Source organism: Staphylococcus taiwanensis (assembly GCA_020544305.1).
Lineage (GTDB): Bacteria > Bacillota > Bacilli > Staphylococcales > Staphylococcaceae > Staphylococcus > Staphylococcus taiwanensis.
Map to the genome: position 1 here is coordinate 1,646,505 of CP058667.1, position 20,189 is coordinate 1,666,693.

The 20,189-nt window shown below is 33.6% G+C and carries 20 protein-coding genes; 1 reads left to right on the forward strand and 19 read right to left on the reverse strand.

From position 1 onward, the window contains the following. Window positions 1-138 precede the first annotated feature (138 nt). The 18 genes from rplS to HYI43_07850 form a co-directional block, all read right to left on the reverse strand. On the reverse strand, window positions 139-489 hold the full coding sequence (gene rplS / locus HYI43_07765; GenBank protein ID UDI78444.1) for a 50S ribosomal protein L19: 351 nt from the start codon (window positions 487-489) through the stop codon (window positions 139-141). A gap of 104 nt (window positions 490-593) precedes the next feature. Beyond that, entirely contained in the window at window positions 594-1,331 is a 738-nt protein-coding gene (trmD, locus tag HYI43_07770) for a tRNA (guanosine(37)-N1)-methyltransferase TrmD (GenBank protein UDI78445.1), read from the reverse strand. Then, a complete protein-coding gene (gene rimM, locus HYI43_07775; GenBank protein UDI78446.1) occupies window positions 1,331-1,834 on the reverse strand; it encodes a ribosome maturation factor RimM in 504 nt (167 codons plus the stop codon). Before rimM ends, trmD begins: the two co-directional genes overlap by 1 nt. A 119-nt stretch (window positions 1,835-1,953) precedes the next feature. Continuing rightward, window positions 1,954-2,229, reverse strand: a complete 276-nt coding sequence (rpsP, locus tag HYI43_07780; GenBank protein UDI78447.1) for a 30S ribosomal protein S16 — start codon at window positions 2,227-2,229, stop codon at window positions 1,954-1,956. 314 nt (window positions 2,230-2,543) lie between these two features. Then, window positions 2,544-3,914 (reverse strand): signal recognition particle protein, encoded by a 1,371-nt coding sequence (gene ffh, locus HYI43_07785; protein UDI78448.1) that lies wholly within the window; start codon window positions 3,912-3,914, stop codon window positions 2,544-2,546. 24 nt (window positions 3,915-3,938) lie between these two features. Further along, window positions 3,939-4,271 (reverse strand): putative DNA-binding protein, encoded by a 333-nt coding sequence (locus tag HYI43_07790; GenBank protein UDI78449.1) that lies wholly within the window; start codon window positions 4,269-4,271, stop codon window positions 3,939-3,941. Then, window positions 4,258-5,481, reverse strand: a complete 1,224-nt coding sequence (gene ftsY / locus HYI43_07795) for a signal recognition particle-docking protein FtsY (protein ID UDI78450.1) — start codon at window positions 5,479-5,481, stop codon at window positions 4,258-4,260. Before ftsY ends, HYI43_07790 begins: the two co-directional genes overlap by 14 nt. Beyond that, on the reverse strand, window positions 5,478-9,047 hold the full coding sequence (gene smc, locus HYI43_07800) for a chromosome segregation protein SMC (protein ID UDI78451.1): 3,570 nt from the start codon (window positions 9,045-9,047) through the stop codon (window positions 5,478-5,480). The genes ftsY and smc overlap by 4 nt, the downstream gene beginning before the upstream one ends. Window positions 9,048-9,134: 87 nt before the next feature. Beyond that, a complete protein-coding gene (locus tag HYI43_07805; GenBank protein ID UDI78452.1) occupies window positions 9,135-9,869 on the reverse strand; it encodes a ribonuclease III in 735 nt (244 codons plus the stop codon). Between the two features lie 85 nt (window positions 9,870-9,954). Next, window positions 9,955-10,188, reverse strand: coding sequence for an acyl carrier protein (locus HYI43_07810; protein UDI78453.1), 234 nt, complete (start codon window positions 10,186-10,188; stop codon window positions 9,955-9,957). 179 nt (window positions 10,189-10,367) lie between these two features. Beyond that, window positions 10,368-11,111 carry a 3-oxoacyl-[acyl-carrier-protein] reductase gene (gene fabG, locus HYI43_07815; protein UDI78454.1) on the reverse strand — a complete coding sequence of 248 codons (744 nt, stop codon included), beginning with the start codon at window positions 11,109-11,111 and terminating at the stop codon, window positions 10,368-10,370. Then, window positions 11,098-12,024 carry an ACP S-malonyltransferase gene (gene fabD / locus HYI43_07820; GenBank protein ID UDI78455.1) on the reverse strand — a complete coding sequence of 309 codons (927 nt, stop codon included), beginning with the start codon at window positions 12,022-12,024 and terminating at the stop codon, window positions 11,098-11,100. Before fabD ends, fabG begins: the two co-directional genes overlap by 14 nt. Next, the gene (gene plsX, locus HYI43_07825) at window positions 12,017-13,003 is read right to left on the reverse strand and encodes a phosphate acyltransferase PlsX (GenBank protein ID UDI78456.1); all 987 of its coding nucleotides are present in this window, start codon (window positions 13,001-13,003) and stop codon (window positions 12,017-12,019) included. Before plsX ends, fabD begins: the two co-directional genes overlap by 8 nt. Then, window positions 12,996-13,565, reverse strand: coding sequence for a transcription factor FapR (gene fapR, locus HYI43_07830; GenBank protein ID UDI78457.1), 570 nt, complete (start codon window positions 13,563-13,565; stop codon window positions 12,996-12,998). The genes plsX and fapR overlap by 8 nt, the downstream gene beginning before the upstream one ends. A gap of 139 nt (window positions 13,566-13,704) precedes the next feature. Continuing rightward, window positions 13,705-15,756, reverse strand: coding sequence for an ATP-dependent DNA helicase RecG (gene recG, locus HYI43_07835; protein UDI78458.1), 2,052 nt, complete (start codon window positions 15,754-15,756; stop codon window positions 13,705-13,707). Between the two features lie 183 nt (window positions 15,757-15,939). Next, window positions 15,940-16,746, reverse strand: a complete 807-nt coding sequence (locus tag HYI43_07840) for a thermonuclease family protein (protein UDI78459.1) — start codon at window positions 16,744-16,746, stop codon at window positions 15,940-15,942. Between the two features lie 220 nt (window positions 16,747-16,966). Continuing rightward, on the reverse strand, window positions 16,967-18,625 hold the full coding sequence (locus HYI43_07845; protein UDI78460.1) for a DAK2 domain-containing protein: 1,659 nt from the start codon (window positions 18,623-18,625) through the stop codon (window positions 16,967-16,969). Between the two features lie 14 nt (window positions 18,626-18,639). After that, a complete protein-coding gene (locus HYI43_07850) occupies window positions 18,640-19,014 on the reverse strand; it encodes an Asp23/Gls24 family envelope stress response protein (protein ID UDI78461.1) in 375 nt (124 codons plus the stop codon). 280 nt (window positions 19,015-19,294) lie between these two features. Between HYI43_07850 and HYI43_07855 the strand changes: the two genes are divergently transcribed. Continuing rightward, the gene (locus HYI43_07855) at window positions 19,295-19,483 is read left to right on the forward strand and encodes a 50S ribosomal protein L28 (protein ID UDI78462.1); all 189 of its coding nucleotides are present in this window, start codon (window positions 19,295-19,297) and stop codon (window positions 19,481-19,483) included. Window positions 19,484-19,532: 49 nt separating this feature from the next. Here the strand turns inward: HYI43_07855 and HYI43_07860 are convergent, their stop codons facing one another. Next, the gene (locus HYI43_07860) at window positions 19,533-20,183 is read right to left on the reverse strand and encodes a thiamine diphosphokinase (GenBank protein UDI78463.1); all 651 of its coding nucleotides are present in this window, start codon (window positions 20,181-20,183) and stop codon (window positions 19,533-19,535) included. Window positions 20,184-20,189: the final 6 nt, after the last annotated feature.

Below are 20,189 nucleotides of genomic sequence, written 5' to 3' on the forward strand. Positions count from 1 at the left end.
TTGAGTCTTCAGTCTAATTTTATTATAGAACCAAAAAAAGACTTCCGGTCTATTCTTCTTAGAATAAACTGGAAATCTTTTTCTGAAAGATATGCGTTGTAACTAACCCACATCTTTGTCATATCTTTAGTCTGCTGATTAACGAATTTCTTGGATTCTAGCAGCTTTACCACGTAAACTACGTAAGTAGTATAATTTAGCACGACGTACTTTACCACGACGTTTAACTTCGATTTTTTCGATTTTTGGAGTGTGTAATGGGAATGTACGTTCCACACCTACACCTGAAGAAATCTTACGAACTGTGAAAGTTTCTGAAATTCCTCCACCACGGCGTTTGATTACAACACCTTCGAATACTTGGATACGTTCACGAGTACCCTCAACGATACGTACGTGTACACGTAAAGTGTCACCAGTACGGAATGATGGTAAGTCTGTGCGTAATTGTGATTTAGTTACTGCTTCGATTAACTTATGATTGCTCATTTATATACTCTCCTTCAACCTATGTTCTTGCCTAGACATACATATAGCAGCGGATCATAGTGATTTTTAGTGTCTTTTCACACTTGATTTATATTAGCATAATACTAATTGTTTTTCAATTGCTTTTTATAGTTTTCTATAATTTCTTTATCATCTTTAGTTAGCTGATAATGTTGTAATAAATCCGGTCGTTTATTCAATGTACGAATAATTTTTTGCTCATGTCGCCATTTTTCAATATGTGCGTGATTTCCTGATAATAAAACGTCAGGAACTGTCATACCTTCAAATTCTCTAGGACGTGTGTATTGAGGAAACTCTAATAGGCCATCTGAGAAAGAATCATCTTGGTGAGATTGTTGATTTCCTAATACACCAGGAATTAAGCGCACAATGGCATCTGTCATGGTCATAGCAGGTAACTCTCCACCTGTTAAGACATAATCTCCCATTGAAATTTCATCCGTCACAAGATGCTCTCTGATACGTTCATCGTACCCTTCATAATGGCCACAAATAAATACGATATGCTCAGCTTCACTTAATTCTTGTGCAATACTTTGTGAAAAGGGGCGACCTTGAGGACACATTAAGATAACACGCGTATCTTCACTACGATGTAAATCTTTCATCGCATTAAATACGGGTTCAGGTTTAAGAACCATACCTTGTCCTCCACCAAACGGATAATCATCGACTTGATTATGCTTATTAATCGCATAATCTCTAAAATTAATTGTATTGACATCAATAATGTCTTTCTCTTGAGCTCTTTTCAAAATAGAATGATTAAGCACACCTTCAAACATTTCAGGAAACAATGTTAAGTAGTCAATCTTCATTAGTCTAACAATCCTTCCATAGGTGTAATGCGAATTGATTTATTTTCAACATCTATAGCTTTAACAACATCTGCGATATAAGGAATTAAATATTCTTTATCTCCTTTAACGACCCAAACATCATTTGCGCCAGTCTCAAAAATATTGATGACTCGACCAATAGGAGTGTCTTCATCATCAAATACGGTGCATCCTATAATATCTGAATAGTAAAACTCATTTTCTGCTAGTTCAATATCTTCGTGATCGCGTTCTTGATACAAATAGTCACCTTTAAAGTGTTCAACATCATTAATGTTACTAATGCCTTCAAATTTAAGCATATGAAACCCTTTATGTACACGATATGAAGTGACAGTTAATTGAATTTCATTATTATTATGTTTTACTGTTAATTTTTCTCCAGGTTGAAAACGCGTTTCTGTGAAGTCCGAATTCGATTTAACTTTAACTTCACCTTTAATACCGTGAGTGTTTACAATTTGACCCACTTCAACTTGCATAGTCGCACCTCTCTTAATACAATAATTTATTTCTTTAATATTAACATGAATATTTCAGTATTGAAAAAGGCGCCACGAAATGGCGCCTTAAGAAACTTTAATATAAAGTTTAAGCTAAATTATTTAGCGTGTTTTTGTTCATCAAATGTTTTTAAAATACCTTGTTTAGATAAGATATTGTGAACTGTATCAGTTGGTTTAGCACCGTCTTTTAACCATTTTAATGCTAATTCTTCGTCAATTTTAACTTCCGGCGCATTAACACTAGCTGGGTTGTAAGTACCGATTTGTTCGATAATACGACCATCACGTGGTGAACGTGCGTCTGCAACTACGATACGATAGAATGGATTTCTTTTTGAACCTAAACGAGTTAAACGAATTTTAACTGCCATATATAAAACTCTCCTTTAAATCTTTTACTTTTTATTTTCTACAAGAAATAATATTAACAGTAACTTGATAGTTTGTAAAGACTTTTTTCTTTACCAAATCTAGGTTTTTTCAAGACCGTAGATTTGGTTATGCATGAGCTTTAGCTCAGGCGATCCTTTAGCTAGATTTATGAAATAAATCGTAGATTTGGTTATGGACTAGCTTGAGCTAGGCCGAACCTTTGAAAATAGATTTATGAAATACTTTCCACTTTCAATAAACAGAAAAATATCGAACGCTAATCAAAATGCGTTCGATATTCATTATAGCTTCATTAAAATGGTAAGTTCATGCCTTTTAACATATTTTCCATTTGGCTACGTTTACCTTTTTTACCTTTACGACTACCACCACTAAATTGTTTCATCATTTTCTTCATATCATTAAATTGTTTCATTAATCGATTCACTTCTTGTAATGAACGACCAGAACCTTTAGCAATACGTTTTTTTCTAGAAACATTTAACGAAGCTGGATTTTCTCTCTCACTTGGCGTCATAGACTGGATAATCGCTTTTATATGGTCGATTTGTTTATCGTCCATATTTAATTTATCCATACCCTTCATTTTATTCATACCAGGAATCATTTTCATGATGTCGTCAAGTGGTCCTAAGTTTTTAACTTGATCTAACTGTTCTAAAAAATCATCCAATGTAAATGAAGATTCTCGCATTTTCTTTTCTAAATCTTTAGCTTTTTCTTGGTCGACGTCTTGCTGTGCTTTCTCAATAAGGCTAAGAACGTCACCCATACCTAATATACGAGATGCCATACGTTCAGGATGGAATAATTCCAATCCATCCATCTTCTCGCTCATACCAACAAATTTGATTGGTTTCTGTGTAACAGAACGAATAGATAATGCAGCACCACCACGTGTATCGCCATCTAATTTAGTTAATGTAACACCAGTCACATCTAATTGATCATCAAATGATTGTGCAACATTAACGGCATCTTGACCAGTCATGGCATCTACAACTAACATAATTTCATTTGGTTTAGAGATTTCTTTCACTTCTTGAAGTTCATTCATCAACGCTTCATCAATGTGTAAACGACCAGCTGTATCGATGATGACAAAGTCTAAATGTTCTTCTTTGGCATGTTTTAAAGCATTCTCGACAATTTGTTGTGGTTTAACTTGATCGCCTTCACTATAAACTGGTACATCAAGTTGTTTACCTACTGTTTGTAATTGGTTAATAGCTGCAGGTCGATAAATGTCAGCTGCAACTAACATCGGTTTTTTATTATATTTTTTACGCATTAATAGCGCTAATTTACCTGCAGTAGTTGTTTTACCTGCACCTTGTAAACCAACCATCATCACAACTGTTGGTGGTTTATTGGCCATTGTAATCGATGTATTTTCTCCACCCATTAATTGAGTTAATTCGTCTTGTACAATTTTAATGACTTGTTGACCAGGTGTTAATGATTGCATTACATCTGATCCTAAGGCACGATCGGAAACAGTTTTTACAAACTCTTTTACTACTTTGAAGTTAACATCGGCTTCAAGTAAAGCAAGACGTACTTCACGCATCATTGCTTTAATATCTGCTTCAGTAACTTTACCTTTACCACGCATTCTTTGCATCGTAGCTTGCAAACGATCGGATAATCCTTCAAATGCCATATCAATTGCCCTCCTTTATCTCTATTATTCAAGTTCTTCTAATTGATTGATATATTGTTCTAATTGTTTTGAATCATTAATCGATTGTTTCATTTCATCATATATTTTACGGCGTTGTTCAAACTTTTCATATAAATTTAACTTAGACTCATAGTCTTCTACTAAATCGCCAGTTCTTCTTATATTATCATAAACTGCCTGTCTACTCACATCAAATGTCTCTGCGATTTCACTTAAAGAGTAATCTTTTAAATAAAATAACTCAAGATAATTTCTTTGTTTTTCAGTAAGTAATGATTGATAAAAGTCAAACAAATAATTCATACGAAGTGTTTTAACTAAATCATTTTTCCCCATGTGGATGATCCTCATTGTTAAAATCTAATTCAGCAACTTCATCTGGAATATCTTCATTTTGTTCTATCATATCTGCGAATAAGCCATAAACGTAACTTTCTGGGTTGAATGGTTGTAAGTCATCAAGTTTTTCACCTAAGCCTACATATTTAACTGGAATATGAAGCTCATTTCTAATTGCAAGTACAATACCACCTTTGGCAGTACCATCTAATTTAGTTAAGACAATACCAGATACATTTGTCACTTCTTTAAATGAACGTGCTTGTGATAATGCATTTTGACCTGTTGTAGCATCTAAGCATAATAATGCTTCATGAGGTGCGTCTGGTACAGCACGACTAATAACACGTTTCATTTTATCCAATTCTTGCATGAGATTAGATTTATTTTGTAAACGACCTGCTGTATCACAGATTAAAATGTCAACGCCTTTATTTTTAGCAGCATTAATCGCATCATAAACGACTGCAGCAGGGTCTGAACCTTCACTTTGACGAATCACTTCAACGCCTACTCGGTCACCCCAAACTTGTAGTTGGTCAATTGCACCTGCTCTGAATGTATCTCCAGCTGCAAGCATGACTTTTTTGCCTTCCATTTTATATCTATGCGCTAGTTTACCGATTGTCGTTGTTTTACCAACACCGTTGACACCAACCATTAAAATGACATTCAATCGTCCGTCTTCAAGATTCATTGCTTCTGATTGATCATCTTCTTGATGATAGATTTCTACAATCTTTTCAACAATAACTTCACGTAAATCTTCAGTTTCTTTAATATTACGACGTTGTGCTTCTGTACGTAATTCTTCCGTTAATTGCATAACTGTATTAAAACCAACATCAGCAGTAATAAACATTTCTTCAAGTGCCTCGAAGAAATCTTCATCTACTGTTCTATAGCGTGCAATTAAATTATTAAGTTGTTCTTGGAAGTTTTGACGTGATTTTTCCAATCCTGCTTTGAATTTGGCGCCCATTTTTTGAGCTTCAATTTCTTCAAAGTCTTCTATCGAAATTAATCCATCATCATCGAAATCTGCTTCGCTTAATTTACGTGGTTTCTTTTTAGGAGCTGGTTCGCTCGAACTTTCATCTTGAGAAGAATCACTACTTTGAGTACTTTCATCTTCAGATAATTCCTGTTCAATATCGTCCGTTGATTTAGTCGAAAACTTATCCTTTAATCTTTTAAAGAAACTCATGCTTGCTCCTCCTTCATTACCTCATCTATTGTATTTAAATTTACACTTACTAATTTAGAAACGCCTGACTCTTGCATTGTGACACCATATAATCGATCTGAATATTCCATTGTACCTTTTCGGTGTGTAATAACGATAAATTGCGTCTGAATGGATAATTCTTTTAAAAATTGGGCATAGCGAATGACATTAGCTTCATCGAGTGCCGCTTCTACTTCATCTAGTATAACAAATGGCGCAGAACGTACTTTTAAAATCGCAAATAATAATGCAATTGCGCTTAAAGCACGTTCACCACCACTTAAAAGAGATAAGTGTTGTAGCTTCTTACCTGGTGGTTGAACAATTATATCTACACCTGCCGATAAGTAGTCATCATCTGTTAGTTCTAATTTAGCATGTCCGCCACCAAATAACGACTGAAATACTGTAGTAAAATGCGCTTGCACTTGCAAGAATGTATCTTTGAAGCGTCCTTTTACTTCTTGATCCATTTCATTAATAATTTGTTCAAGCGTCTGTTTGGCTTCTCTTAAATCCGTGCGTTGCTCATTTAAGAATGTATATCTTTCATTAATTTCTTCAAATTGTTCAATTGCATTTATATTAACTGGACCCAATTCTTCAATCGACATTTTAGTGAGTTTAACTTTTTTTCTTAAAGCATCAATGGGTGTTTCTGATTGATATTCGTTTCTAGCACGTTCAACTGTTAATTGATATTCATCATTTAAATGGTCTATAGCATGATTGATTAGTACATCCAGTTTTGATTGTTGTGCTTTAATATCTTGATAGAAACTTTCAATAGACAGTAAATCTTGATGACATTCTTGAAGTTGCGCCTCGTGAATTTCAACATCCTCATTTACATCTACACGTTGTTTTTTTAATTCTTTTAATTGATTAGTAATCGATTCACGTAATTGTTCTTTCTCTTTAATATTATCTTTTAACTTATCAAAAGCTTGTTGACCCATCATGTCATCAGAATTGAAAAGTTCTATTTTTTCTTCAACATTTTGCAATTGTTGTTGGGTATTTGAAATTTGTTTATCTATTCGTTCTAATGAATCATTTTGAGCATTAATACGTTCCTTGACTACTGCTAAATCAGAACGTTTTTGGTTTAATTGTTGTTGTATTTGTGTCGTATTTTCTTTGCCTTCCTTAGATAACTTCGTAAATCTTTCGATATCAGCTTCTAATTGTTGTAATTCTTCTTTGATTGAAGCTAAACGTGCTTGCTTTTCAGATAGAGTAATACGACTATTCTCACTTTGATAACCATCGTTCTTTTCAAACTCGAACTCTTCATGTTCATCTTTAATGTGTGCTTCTTGCGTTTTTAGACGATCTAATTCAAGTGCTTCATTATGAGATTGTTCTTTTACTTCATTATATTGTTGACTTAATTTGAAATATGAATCACTAAACGTTTCTACTTTATTTTTTTGTTCTTGTAATTGTTGTTCAAAGTCTTTTGTTTGTGATTCATAATTTTTTAGCTGTTTGCGCATCGTTGTCAATTCATCTTTTTGTGAAAGGATACTTTTCGTTTTTCGTGCGCCACCACCAGTCATAGAGCCACCAGGATTCACAATATCGCCTTCTAATGTAACGATTCGTGTTTTATATTTAATAGCTCTTGCTAACTCATTAGCATTTTTTAAATGATCAACAATGATTGTGGTACCAAGTAAATTTTCTACAATCGATTGATATTGCGCTTTTACTTTAACCGCATCTGATGCAATATTAATAAACCCGCTACTATTTTGTGCTATTTGTTTAACATCATGTGTTAAATGTCTTGATTGTATAACATTTAATGGTAAGAAAGTGGCACGTCCCAAGCCTTTTTGCTTTAAAAATTGAATCGCTTGACGACCATCTTTTTCAGTATCTACTATGATATGTTGTAATGATGCACCTAGCGCGGTTTCAATAGCCTGAGTGAGTTCTGAAGGTACATCAATGATTTCAGCAACAGCTCCATGAATACCTTGCAACGATTGATTTTTAGCCTTCAAAACATGTTTAACACCATTAAAGAAATACGTATAATCTTCTTCTTGTGTTTCTAAGCTTTCAATTCTAGCTCTCATTTTATCGGTATAACGATATGCTTGATATAACTTATCTTCAAATTCTGATTGCACACGTTTTGCCTCTGACAGTTGTTGTTCTGTTTTTTTAATTTCACTTTCAACATGAGCCAGTTGTTTCATCGTATCTTTATATTTTTTATCAGTGTTAACTATGTCTGTTTGGATTGCTTTAAGTTGATTAAACGCTTCTACTAAACGCGAATCTAAACGTGTCTTTTTCGCTTCATTTTCTTTAATTGTATGCTCTAAGAAACGTATATCGTTATTTACATCAGATTGTTCTGACATTAACTCATAATAATTATTTTTAATTGATTCTAATTTTTCATCATGTTGTTCATCAGAAACATAAAGTTGTGATTCATAGTGATGAACGTCATTATTAATTTGCTTACGCTTTTCTTTCAGTGAGGTCAATTGGTTAACGATTGCTTCTTTTTCCTTTTGTGCATTTGTTAATGCTTCAGACAAATTTTCTAATTCCTCTTCAAATCGTGCATTCGTTTCGGATTGATTACGTTTTCTTTCTTCTAACACATTTAACTGACCCGTATATTTTTCATACGCTTCAGTCGCTTTAATTAAGTCATAATTCAAACGTTCCACGTCTGAGTCTATGTGTTGTCGTTTTGATTTTTGCTTTTGCAAGTATTGACCTAATTGGGCTTGTTTCGCTTCTTTTTCAGCTTGCTGACTTTTTAATTCATTTAATCTATGGTCTAATTCACGATTATCTTCTGAATATTGGTCAATATCATGAACCGTTACAATGACATCACTATGTTTCATTTCTTTAGATAATTGTAAATACTCTTTAGCAATAGAGGCTTCAGCTTTAAGTGGTTCCACACGTCCCTCTAAATCATAAAGTATATCTTCTACACGCGATAAATTATCTTCTGTACTGTCTAATTTTTGAAGCGATTCTGCCTTACGCTTTTTATATTTTAGTACCCCTGCTGATTCTTCTAATATTTGACGTCTATCAATAGGTTTTGCATTTAGTATTTCATCTACTCTACCTTGAGAAATAATACTAAATGCTTCTTTTCCTAATCCAGAATCTAAAAACAATTCTGTAATATCTCGTAAACGTGCCTTATCATTATTTAAATAATATTCACTTTCACCGCTTCGATATAAACGACGAGTAACTACAATATCATCAGCATCAACTTGTAATTGTCTAGCTTTGTTATCTAATTTCAATTGTACTTCGGCATAATTTTGAGCATTACGATGTTCTGCACCTGAGAAAATAATATCTTCCATTTTTGAGCCACGTAATGATTTTGCGGATTGCTCACCTAATACCCATTTAATGGCATCAGTTATATTACTTTTTCCGCTACCATTTGGTCCGACGATTGCAGTCACACCTTTATCAAATTGGACATTTGTGTGATCCGCAAAAGATTTGAAACCTATGGCATCGATTGATTTTAAATACACCATACTATTCTCCTTGTTAACCATTCATACTCATTCTTGTTGAGAAGAGGACAATATTTAATACTTTTAACAGATGGATGACATATATCATTAATTATTAGTTTTTTTTAATTTAGTATATGCACTTTCTGCTGCTTTTTGTTCTGATTCTTTTTTTGTCTTGCCTTGGCCAGTTGCGATAGCTTCTTGTTCTAAAATAACTTCAGAAGTAAATAATCGGTGATGAGCCGGACCTTCTTCTTTAATTAAACGATAAGTGACATCACCACGATTTTGGCTATGCACATACTCTTGAAATTGCGTTTTGAAATCCACAACACCAATTAATTCATTATCTTCTACATAAGGGAAAATCACTTTCTCAGCAAATTGCCAAACGACATCCAAACCTTGATCTAAATACAAAGCGCCTACAAATGCTTCGAAAGCATCTGACACTAACGACGGACGTGTTCTGCCACCGGTTTTTTCTTCACCTTTACCTAATAGAATTAATTGGTTTAGCTCAATTTTATTTGCAAATATTACAAGTGAGGGCTCACATACGATAGTTGCACGCATCTTAGTTAAATTACCTTCTGGTAAATTTGGATGTTTATCAAAAAGGTAGCGTGATACCGTCAATTCTAATACCGCATCTCCTAAAAATTCGAGACGTTCATTATGAGCTAAACGATCCATATTAAAATCATTAATAAAACTCGAATGTGAGAATGCTTGTTGATATAAATCAGTATTGTTATATGTAAAACCAAGTTCATTCATTTTATTCGAAAATTGCTGTTGAAAGTCGTTTACCATCTCTATTTTCTTTGGGTTTGTCACTTTAGAACCTCCAATATGTTTATTCTCGATTGATTCTTATGAAAAAAATCTGAGCCATCTTGTAGACGACTCAGATGTAAGTTTTTTATTTTTCAAGACTATTGATATACTTAACAGCATCACCAACAGTGTTGATTTTTTCTGCTTCTTCATCAGGAATTTCAGTACCAAATTCATCTTCTAATTCCATTACTAATTCAGCGATATCAAGTGAGTCAGCGCCTAAATCATCTTTGAAAGATGCATCTTCAGTTACTTTATCAGCGTCTACACCTAAACGGTCAACGATGATATCTTTTACTTTATCGAAGTTTTCCACGTCGATTCACCTCCTTTAAAAGTGTCTATCCATAGACTACTATATTTTCCCATTTTAAAGGGTAAAAAACAAGTGTTTATTAAGCATACTTTATAATAATTATTAGTATAAAAATACTTCCTTATCATGTGGTTTAGATAATATTAGTTCATAATTAAATTAAGTTATGAACAATAAAATTACATGTACATACCACCGTTAACATGAATTGTTTGTCCAGTGATATATTTCGCACGTTCAGAAGCTAAGAAAGCAACTGTATAGGCAATATCTTTATCTTCACCAAATCGTGATAATGGAATTTGTTCTAACATTTGTGCTTTTAAATCATCATTTAAAGCATCTGTCATATCAGACACAATAAAACCAGGTGCTACAGCATTTACTGTAATGCCACGTGACGCTAATTCACGTGCGCTTGATTTAGTTAAGCCTTCAATACCTGCTTTTGTTGCTACATAATTTGCTTGTCCAGGATTACCCATAGCACCAACAATACTAGATAGGTTAATAATCGAACCACTACGTTGACGTAACATTTGAGGTGTTACTTTTTGAATGCAGTTAAATGTTCCTTTTAAGTTTGTATTAATAACATCGTCCCACTCTTGTTCTTTCATTCGCATTAATAAATTATCACGTGTTATGCCAGCATTATTAACAAGTACATCTATAGAACCGAATTGATTAACTACTTTTTTAATCATTGCTTTTACTTCATCGCCTTCAGCTACATTGGCTTGAATAGCAAAGCTTTCTACACCTTTGTCTTTAATTTCAGCTACAACCGCTTCCGCCTTCTCTTTATTTCCTGCGTAGTTTACCGCTACATTAAAACCATCTTCAGCTAATTGTAATGCGATACTGCGACCAATACCTCTTGAGGCACCAGTAACTAATGCGTTCTTATTAGACATTTTCATTCCAACCTTTCACATCTTCGAGAGTTTGAATTGATGTAAGTTTTACATCACGATTAATTTTCTTAATTAGACCAGATAGCACTTTGCCTGGACCTATTTCGATAAAGTGATCTACACCTTGATCAATCAACCATTCTGTTGACTGAATAAATTGAACTGGTGAGTACAATTGTTTAACCATATTTTGTTTGATGATGTCAGCATCTGTTTCTCCTTGTGCATGTACATTTTGTACAATTGGGAACTGTGCATCATGCCATTCAAATTGATCGATATAGGATTCAAAATCCTTTTCGATAACTTGCATCATAGATGAATGGAATGGACCTGATACCGCTAAAGGTAACACACGTTTAGCACCTAAAGATTTACCTTCCTCTACTAATTTGTCAATTAATGACTTATGTCCAGATACTACAATTTGTCCAGGACAGTTAATATTCGCAGGTTCAATTAATTCTTCTGATGTTGATAAATCTTTACAAATTTTATCCACTTCTTCGTAGCTTAAACCTAATACAGCTGCCATACTACCAACACCATTAGGAAAAGCTTGAGCCATTAATTGACCACGTTTACGCACAATCTTCACTGCGTCTTCAAACTTTAATACACCAGCAGCTACTAAACTTGAATATTCACCTAGGCTATGCCCCATTGTAAAATCAGCATTTACACCTTCTAATGCATTCAATAAGGCAATACTATGTGTTAATAATGCAGGTTGTGTATTTTCAGTTTCTCCTAATTTACTCTCACTGTCAGTAAACATTGTTTCTAATAAATCGAAATCAACTGCGTGTTGTGCATTGTTTAAAATATCCGTAGCATTAGACTCTTCATTGTATAAATCTTTAGCCATTCCTACTTTTTGGGCACCTTGCCCTGGAAAAACAATTGCAATCTTACTCATTATCGTCACCCACCGTTTCTCTCATTATATCGACAATTTTAGCATCGCCTGCAATTTTAGCTTGTCGAATCGCAGAATAAAATGCACGTGCATTAGAGCCACCATGCGCTTTTACAACTGTTCCATCTAAGCCTAGTAAGACTGAACCACCATATTCTGCATAATCTAATTTTTTAGAAAAAGTATTTAAATCTTTCTTTAATACTGCAGCAGCTAATTTATTTTTCAAGCTAGCAAACAGCGTTTCTTTTAACATTTTTCCTATAGATTTTGCCGTACCTTCAATATTTTTTAGTACCATATTACCGGTATAACCATCAGTTACGACAACATCGGTATTGCCCTCCATCAATGTCTTAGCTTCTATATTACCGTCAAAATTGAAACTACCATCTTCTTTAAGTAATTGATACGATTTTTTTGTCAAAGTATTACCTTTGGCTGGTTCCGTACCAATATTTAATAATGAAACTTTCGGATTACTTATGCCTCTAATTTTTTGTGCATAAATATTACCTAGTTGAGCATATTGAAGTAAATGTTCTGGTTTAGCATCTGCATTGGCACCTACATCTAAAAAGACAAATCCTTTGCCATTTATAGTAGGTAATGTGACGACTAGTGCTGGTCGAGCGACACCTTTAATACGCCCAACAATAAATAATCCCGCAGACATTAATGCGCCAGTATTACCTGCAGAAATACAACCGTCAGCTTCACCGTTTTTCACTGCTTCAGCCATGCGTACCATTGAACTATCTTTTTTACGTTTAATGGCTCTTACTGGTTCATCTTCCATTTCAATCTTTTCAGTGCAATGTCTAAATTCTATACGCTCATGATTTAAAGTATATTGCGCTTTATCTCCGAATAAAATAATCTCTAAATCTTTAAAATCATTAACCGCTTTTTCAACCGCTTCTAAAACAATGCCAGGTGCATCATCGCCACCCATCATATCTATAGCAATTTTAACCATTTTTTACATCCTCACTTATATAAAACATTTTAAATGTTCCTTTGAACACGATAGTATCTTTAACAAATGACTTTACTTCTATTAAATAGTGTTGTGATGTTTTTTCTACAACATGTGCTTCTGCTCTAACAGTATCATGTAACTTCACTTTTTTTATAAATTTAATGTTACTCTCCTGTGTTAGTACAGTAGGATTATCGATTACAGCTACGCAAAGTGAATTCGCTTGTGCAAATAATATGTGACCTCGAGCAATTTGTGATTTCATAAAAACTGAATCCTCTGCTATTTCAATCATAGACTGCGCAGAGACATCGGGTTCTACTTGAATTAAATCTCCGACTACTTCATTCGCTTCTAGAGCTCGAATTTGGTCATAATTCTGTTCAGCTACTAATTTAACACGCTTACGTAATTCAGGAATATTAAGATTAGTCCGATCCAAACGTATCGTCTGTATACTTACTTCAAATTGCTCACACAATTCACTATCTGTAATAAAGGGGTTTAATTCAATCGCCTTCTGTATTGCTTGACGACGCTCAACTTTTTTTAATTTCATGTGTTGTTCTCCCTCTTAAACGTGAATTTAGTACCAAGTCTTAAACATTCCTCACATATCATAACACTTTCTATTTAAGAAGCTCAACAAATATTATATTTCATTGATTTTATTTTTTGAAAAGGCGGAACCTTACTACTTAGTCAAAGCTCATATGTAGTAAATTCTGATCGATAAACTCACGTAAATGAACATAAGTATCTGTAAAGAACTCACCTGATTGAATTAATTCAGCTGCTTCATCTCTAGCCACTTCAAGCATGCGATAATCTTCAACAATATTAGCAACCATAAAGTCCGGTAATCCACTTTGTTTCACACCAAAGAAATCTCCAGGACCACGCATTTCTAAATCACGTTCACTTAATTCAAAACCATCTGTCGTTTGAGTCATAATTGTCATACGTTCAATGCCTGTTTCTGTCTTAGGTGATGCAATTAATACACAATAACTTTGATGTTCACTTCGGCCGACACGACCTCGTAATTGATGCAATGTTGATAATCCAAAGCGATCTGCATCATAAATCATCATAAATGTCGCATTAGGTACATTGACCCCTACCTCAACAACTGTGGTTGAAACGAGAATATCAATTTCATGTTGACTAAAACGTGTCATGACATCGTCTTTTTCTTCAGCAGGCATTTTGCCATGTAGCAATCCAACTCGTCCTGTACCATAATATTCCTGGAGTGATTCATATAAAGCTACGACATTTTGTACATCTTCTAGATGCTCAGAACTTTCAATAAGTGGGCAAATCACATAGGCTTGACGACCTTTTTTCAACTCAGCTGTCATTTGTGCAAGCACTTGGTCATATTGCTCATGTTTAGCCCAATTTGTAATAATCGGTTTACGCCCTTTAGGAAGCTGTTTAATTGAAGAAACATCCATCTCTCCAAATACTGAAATAGCTAATGTTCTAGGGATGGGTGTGGCTGTCATAAATAGAACATTCGTCATCGCACCTTTTTCCCTTAAAAGTTGACGTTGATTCACACCGAATCGATGTTGTTCATCCGTAATAACTAGCCCCACATTTTGAAATGTGACATCATCTTGTATCAATGCATGCGTACCAATTAAGCAATCTATTGTGCCATTCTCAAGTTGTTCTAATAAGACACGTCGTTTCTTACCTTTTACTGAACCGGTAAGAAGTGCCACATTCATATGATCTCCAAACAATTCCGTCAAACTATTAGCATGTTGTTCGGCTAAAATTTCTGTCGGGACCATAAGTGCAGATTGATATCCTGCTGTTTTAAGTGCATACATACAAATTGCTGCAACTACCGTTTTCCCTGAACCTACATCTCCCTGTAATAATCGATGCATTCTTATCGGCGCTTTCAAATCACGAAAGATTTCATTTACACTCGTTTTTTGAGCATCGGTTAATTCAAAGGGTAATGTTGCGATAAAATCTTTAACTTTATGAATATCATAATCAATCTCGATGGCTTCATCAGATGTCTTTTCCAAACGATTTAGCCATTGCATACGCAGTTCGAACATAAATAGTTCAGTAAAAGCATATGTACGACGCGCTCTCAATAAATCTTCACGATGTTTAGGTTGATGCAAGGTCATAATAGTATGTTCTAATGTTTCTAATTTATATTTTTGGCGTAACTCATCAGTTAACCATTCATGAATAGTCACGTCTTGAAGTGTTTGATGAATCATATCACGCATTTGTTTTTGTTTAATGCCTTCTTTGATACGATAAACAGGCTCTAACTTCTCTTCAGAAGGATCTTGATTTTGGTTGTCGAAGAACATCCGATTACCATTTATTTCTTGTTTAGCTCGATTCCACTTGCCTTTAACTGTTACAGTGCCATGTAATTCAATTTTCTTTTTTAAATAAGGTTGATTGAAAAAGACACATTTAACAGCAATATTATCTACCATCAAATGAACTGTTAATTTTGATTTGTTTCTCCCGAAAAAAGCTACTGTAGGTACTGAATAAACTTGACCTACTACTGTAACAGTAGATTGATCATCAGCAGCATTTAAATCAACGACCGTATTATCTTCATAACGCGTTGGTAAATATAAAATTAAGTCCTCTACGGAATTGATATTCAGTTCTTCTAATAATGCAATACGTTTTGGCCCCAGTCCTTTGATACTTTGAAGCGGATATGGACTTTCAATTAAATTGACCTTAGACATAGCTTCCTCACCTAATATTTATAATCTTATTATTCATTTTATCATGATTAGGCTAATTTATTGATTCTGAAACCTTTTATAATCTTTCAGTTGTGTGTCTATATTTTTCTAGTGCATTGACATAACATGTTCAAAGCCTGCGACAATGACATATCGCAGGCTTTAAGTATGACAATTATTGAATTATCTTTCACATGCCCATCCATCTTTATCTCTATCCAATGCTGCACGATAAGCAGGATGTTTTTTTGATACGCCATTAGGATATTTTTTCCTCATTAACGTACAGTTTTTATAGTATTCCTTTGATTTACTCGTCTTTGTTGTTGATGTTTTAGGAACACTTGCTTTAGGCGTTGTTACTTTTGGAGATGTAGTTACTGAGCTTGGTTTCGTATTCTTTTTAGTAACTGTTTGTGTACTCCAAATATTTAATTTTTCAGCTTGTGCTTTGGATTGACTCGCTTTCAACATTTGTTCAAAAGTATTGTTAGGTGGATAAATATAAGTGACTCTAGCTAGACCTTGTCTTACTACCGCTTCATTTACCATTCTTCCATCAGCATACACATAAGCTAAATAACGTCCATATTTATCTGTTTTTTGACCTCTGTCAAATTGCACCTGAATTGTACGTGCATTTGCTAACATAGTAGTAGTGAAACGACTTGCCTCTGGTCCATATTTTTGAACAGGTTTACGAGGATCTTTAGTTTCAGGTGTATCGATAAGTAACAATCTGAAAGTTGTTACTTTACCTTTATATAATAATTGAACAGTGTCACCATCTACATCTCTAACGTATTTGACAGTTTCCTTTTTTAAGGCACCCGTTTGCGCATTTGCAATATGATGATTGTATGTATTACTAACGCCAGCCACAATTAATGTTAGACCGATAATAGCTATGACTCGTTTTTTACTTTTTAAAATAAAGAACAAAACACTAAATAAAATAAATATAATAACAAATAAAAATGTATTTCCCATTTATTTCCTCCTAAATAGTAATACATTTATTTTATACTAATTTTTATATGATTTACTATATTTTTTTGTAAAGATTTCTTTTTTAGTTTTTTGATATTTAAAATTACATTATTAAATAGATTTATTTCTATACATTTTATTTTCAAAAAAATAAAAAGTCCCTATTTCGTAAATATTAATAACCTTACTTACGATAATAGGGACTAATAGCTATAGTTTATTATTCAACTGAGAATAAGTATTGATAGATTGGTTGGCCACCATTGTGTTCTTCAACCTCAACATCTGGGTATTCTGTTTCAACCCAGTCAATTAACTGCGTAGAAATGTCTTCATTAGCATCTTCACCAGTAATAATTGTTAAGATTTCACTATCATCAGATAATAATTCATTTAATAAGCCAGTTACTGTTGCAAATTCATCCTTATTACTAGTCACGATTTTACTTTCAGCTAAACCCATAAACGCGCCTTTTTTTATTTCAACGCCATCAATTTTTGTGTCACGAACAGCAAAGGTAATTGAACCAGATTTAACTGTTTCAAGTGCTGTAGTCATATGTGATTGATTATCTTCTAATGATGATTCAGGATCATATTGGAATAATGCTGCAATACCTTGGGGTATCGATGTTGTTGGAATAACTATCGTATCAGCTTCGACGAGTTGTGCAGCTTGATCACTAGACATTCTTATATTTTTATTATTAGGCAAGATTATAGCACGTTTACATTGAGATTGTTCAATGACTTTCACAATATCTTCTGTTGAAGGGTTCATTGTTTGGCCGCCACTAATAATATGTGTTGCACCCATAGACGTGAATAATTCTGAAATGCCTTCTCCCATTGAAATAGCAATAATAGCCGTTTCTACAGTGTTCGGTTGATTGCTTTGATCAGAATGGTGATTTTGTTTTTCTTTTCGAATGACTTCACGATGTTGCTCACGCATATTTTCAACTTTTAATTTGATTAATTCACCATATTGTTGTCCATAATTGAAAACCTCACCAGGTGTTTCAGTATGTACATGAACTTTAACAATTTCATCATCATTGATGACTAATAATGAATCTCCAAATTTACTCATATCATTTCTAAATTCTTGTTCTTCAAAAGCTTTTTTATCTTTACCGAAACGAACCATCATTTCTGTACAATAGCCATATTTAATATCTTCAGTATTGATAACTCCATGAAAATCGTGTTCTTCATGAACTAATTCTTCGGTATTAAGTTTTTCTTTTTTAGCCTCAATCGTTTCACCATTTAGGCCTTTTAAGAAACCTTCATATACGCATAACAATCCTTTACCGCCACTATCAACTACACCAACTTCTTTTAATACTGGTAATAGATTAGGTGTATTATTGAGTGACTTCCCTGCCTCAGCTATCGTATATTCCATAACTTCAACACAATCGTCTGTTTCTTCAGCTTTATTGATTGCTGCATTTGCGGCATCTTTAGCTACAGTTAAGATTGTTCCCTCAACAGGTTTCATTACTGCTTTATATGCAGTATCAACACCAGCTTGGAAACTACTTGCTAATTGTTGTGCGTTAATTTCACTTTCTTCTTCGATATTTTTACAAAAACCTCTAAATAATTGAGATAAAATCACTCCAGAATTACCTCGAGCACCCATAAGTAACCCTTTAGAAAACGTCTTACCTAGTTCTCCAATACTTTGAGATAAATTATTTTCTACTTCTTCACGCCCTGAAGTGATAGTTAGATTCATATTAGTCCCTGTATCGCCATCTGGCACAGGGTATACATTTAGAGAATCAACCAAATCTGCATTATTAGATAAATTCTGTGCCCCTTGTATAATCATATCGGCAAATAATTTACCATTAATTTTGCTAATCATCGTGCTAAGTCCTCCTATACCTTCTTGCCCTTATTATTTAATCTTACACCTTGTACAAATATATTAATTGAGTTCACTTTAACATTAAGTGACGTTTCTAATGTATATTTAACGGATGATTGAACATTGTTAGCTACTTCGGAAATTTTCACGCCATAACTTACAATAATATACATATCTATATCAATGACACCATTGTTTTCTTTCACTTCGATGCCTCTAGCATAATTTTCATGTCCAAGGATTTCAGCAATACCATCTCTAACTTGTTGTCTAGATGCCATCCCTACTATGCCATAACTTTCGACAGCTTTACTGCCTACTACTGAAGCAATGACTTCATTTGAGATATCGATTTTACCATAGTCATTTGAGATTTCTATTGTCATCTTCATATTCCTCCTGAATTATGTTTAAAATGACGAAACTAAAACGAATTTACAATTATATTCTTAGTTGAAGATAACCGATTCTTCCATAAATAAACTTAAATAAAAATAATATATATTACATAACTCCTCAGCTTACAATTATACCATAAATTAAATATTTCAAAACATTTTAACTTAAATTGTCTTTTATTTTATTGCTTTAAATTTTGAGATATGGTATCTTATTTAAGTATATAAGTAGTCAAGTGTATTTATATTTATTAAAGGAGGTACTCTGATGGGTAAAGAATGTTTCGTAACAGGTCGTAAAGCATCGACTGGTAATAATCGTTCACACGCTTTAAATGCGAACAAACGCAGATTTAATGCTAACCTTCAAAAAGTTAGAATTTTAGTTGACGGAAAACCTAAAAAAGTTTGGGTTTCTGCTCGTGCTTTAAAATCTGGTAAAGTTACTAGAGTTTAATAAATATAATGCACTAAAAAATGCCTTCATATGTGGTGAAGGCATTTTTTTATTTGCTCATTTTAAGATCGTTACTTCTAATCTGTAAAATTTGTCCCAATTCTACATCTATATGCGCAACATTTGCTTCTACTTCATTAGAAATAGTAAGGGTCGAACCAATTTCCAAATGTTGATGATCTAAATTATATTTAAAACCTGATAGCGAAAGTGTAACTTCCCCATTGACTGGAATGAATGAAATATATTTATAACTATTAGATTGGCTTACTTGATATGTCCCTTTATTCAACAATTGGATTTCATTTTGTTGATCTTCAATAATAATTTTAATGTTTTGTTCATTATAGAAAGGTTTTTGTAGAATTTGTAGGACGCCCATAAAATGATCTAATCGTCCACCTGTCGCACCAAAAATACGGATGTGTGTATATCCTCTTTCAACTGCTTCTTCTACACCTAATGCTAAATCTGTATCATCTTTTTCAGCTTTAACAGGATGAATATCTAAAACTTTTTTTAATTCTTCACGTTCATCATTAGATACTGAATCGAAGTCACCCACACTAAATACAGGTGTTATGTGATGATTGACAAGTATGAGCGTACCTCTATCAATGCCAGCCCATTGTTCATTTTTCCTATTATCAAACAGCGCATTGGGTAAATATCGATCACTACATAACAAATTAATGTTCATCTTTAT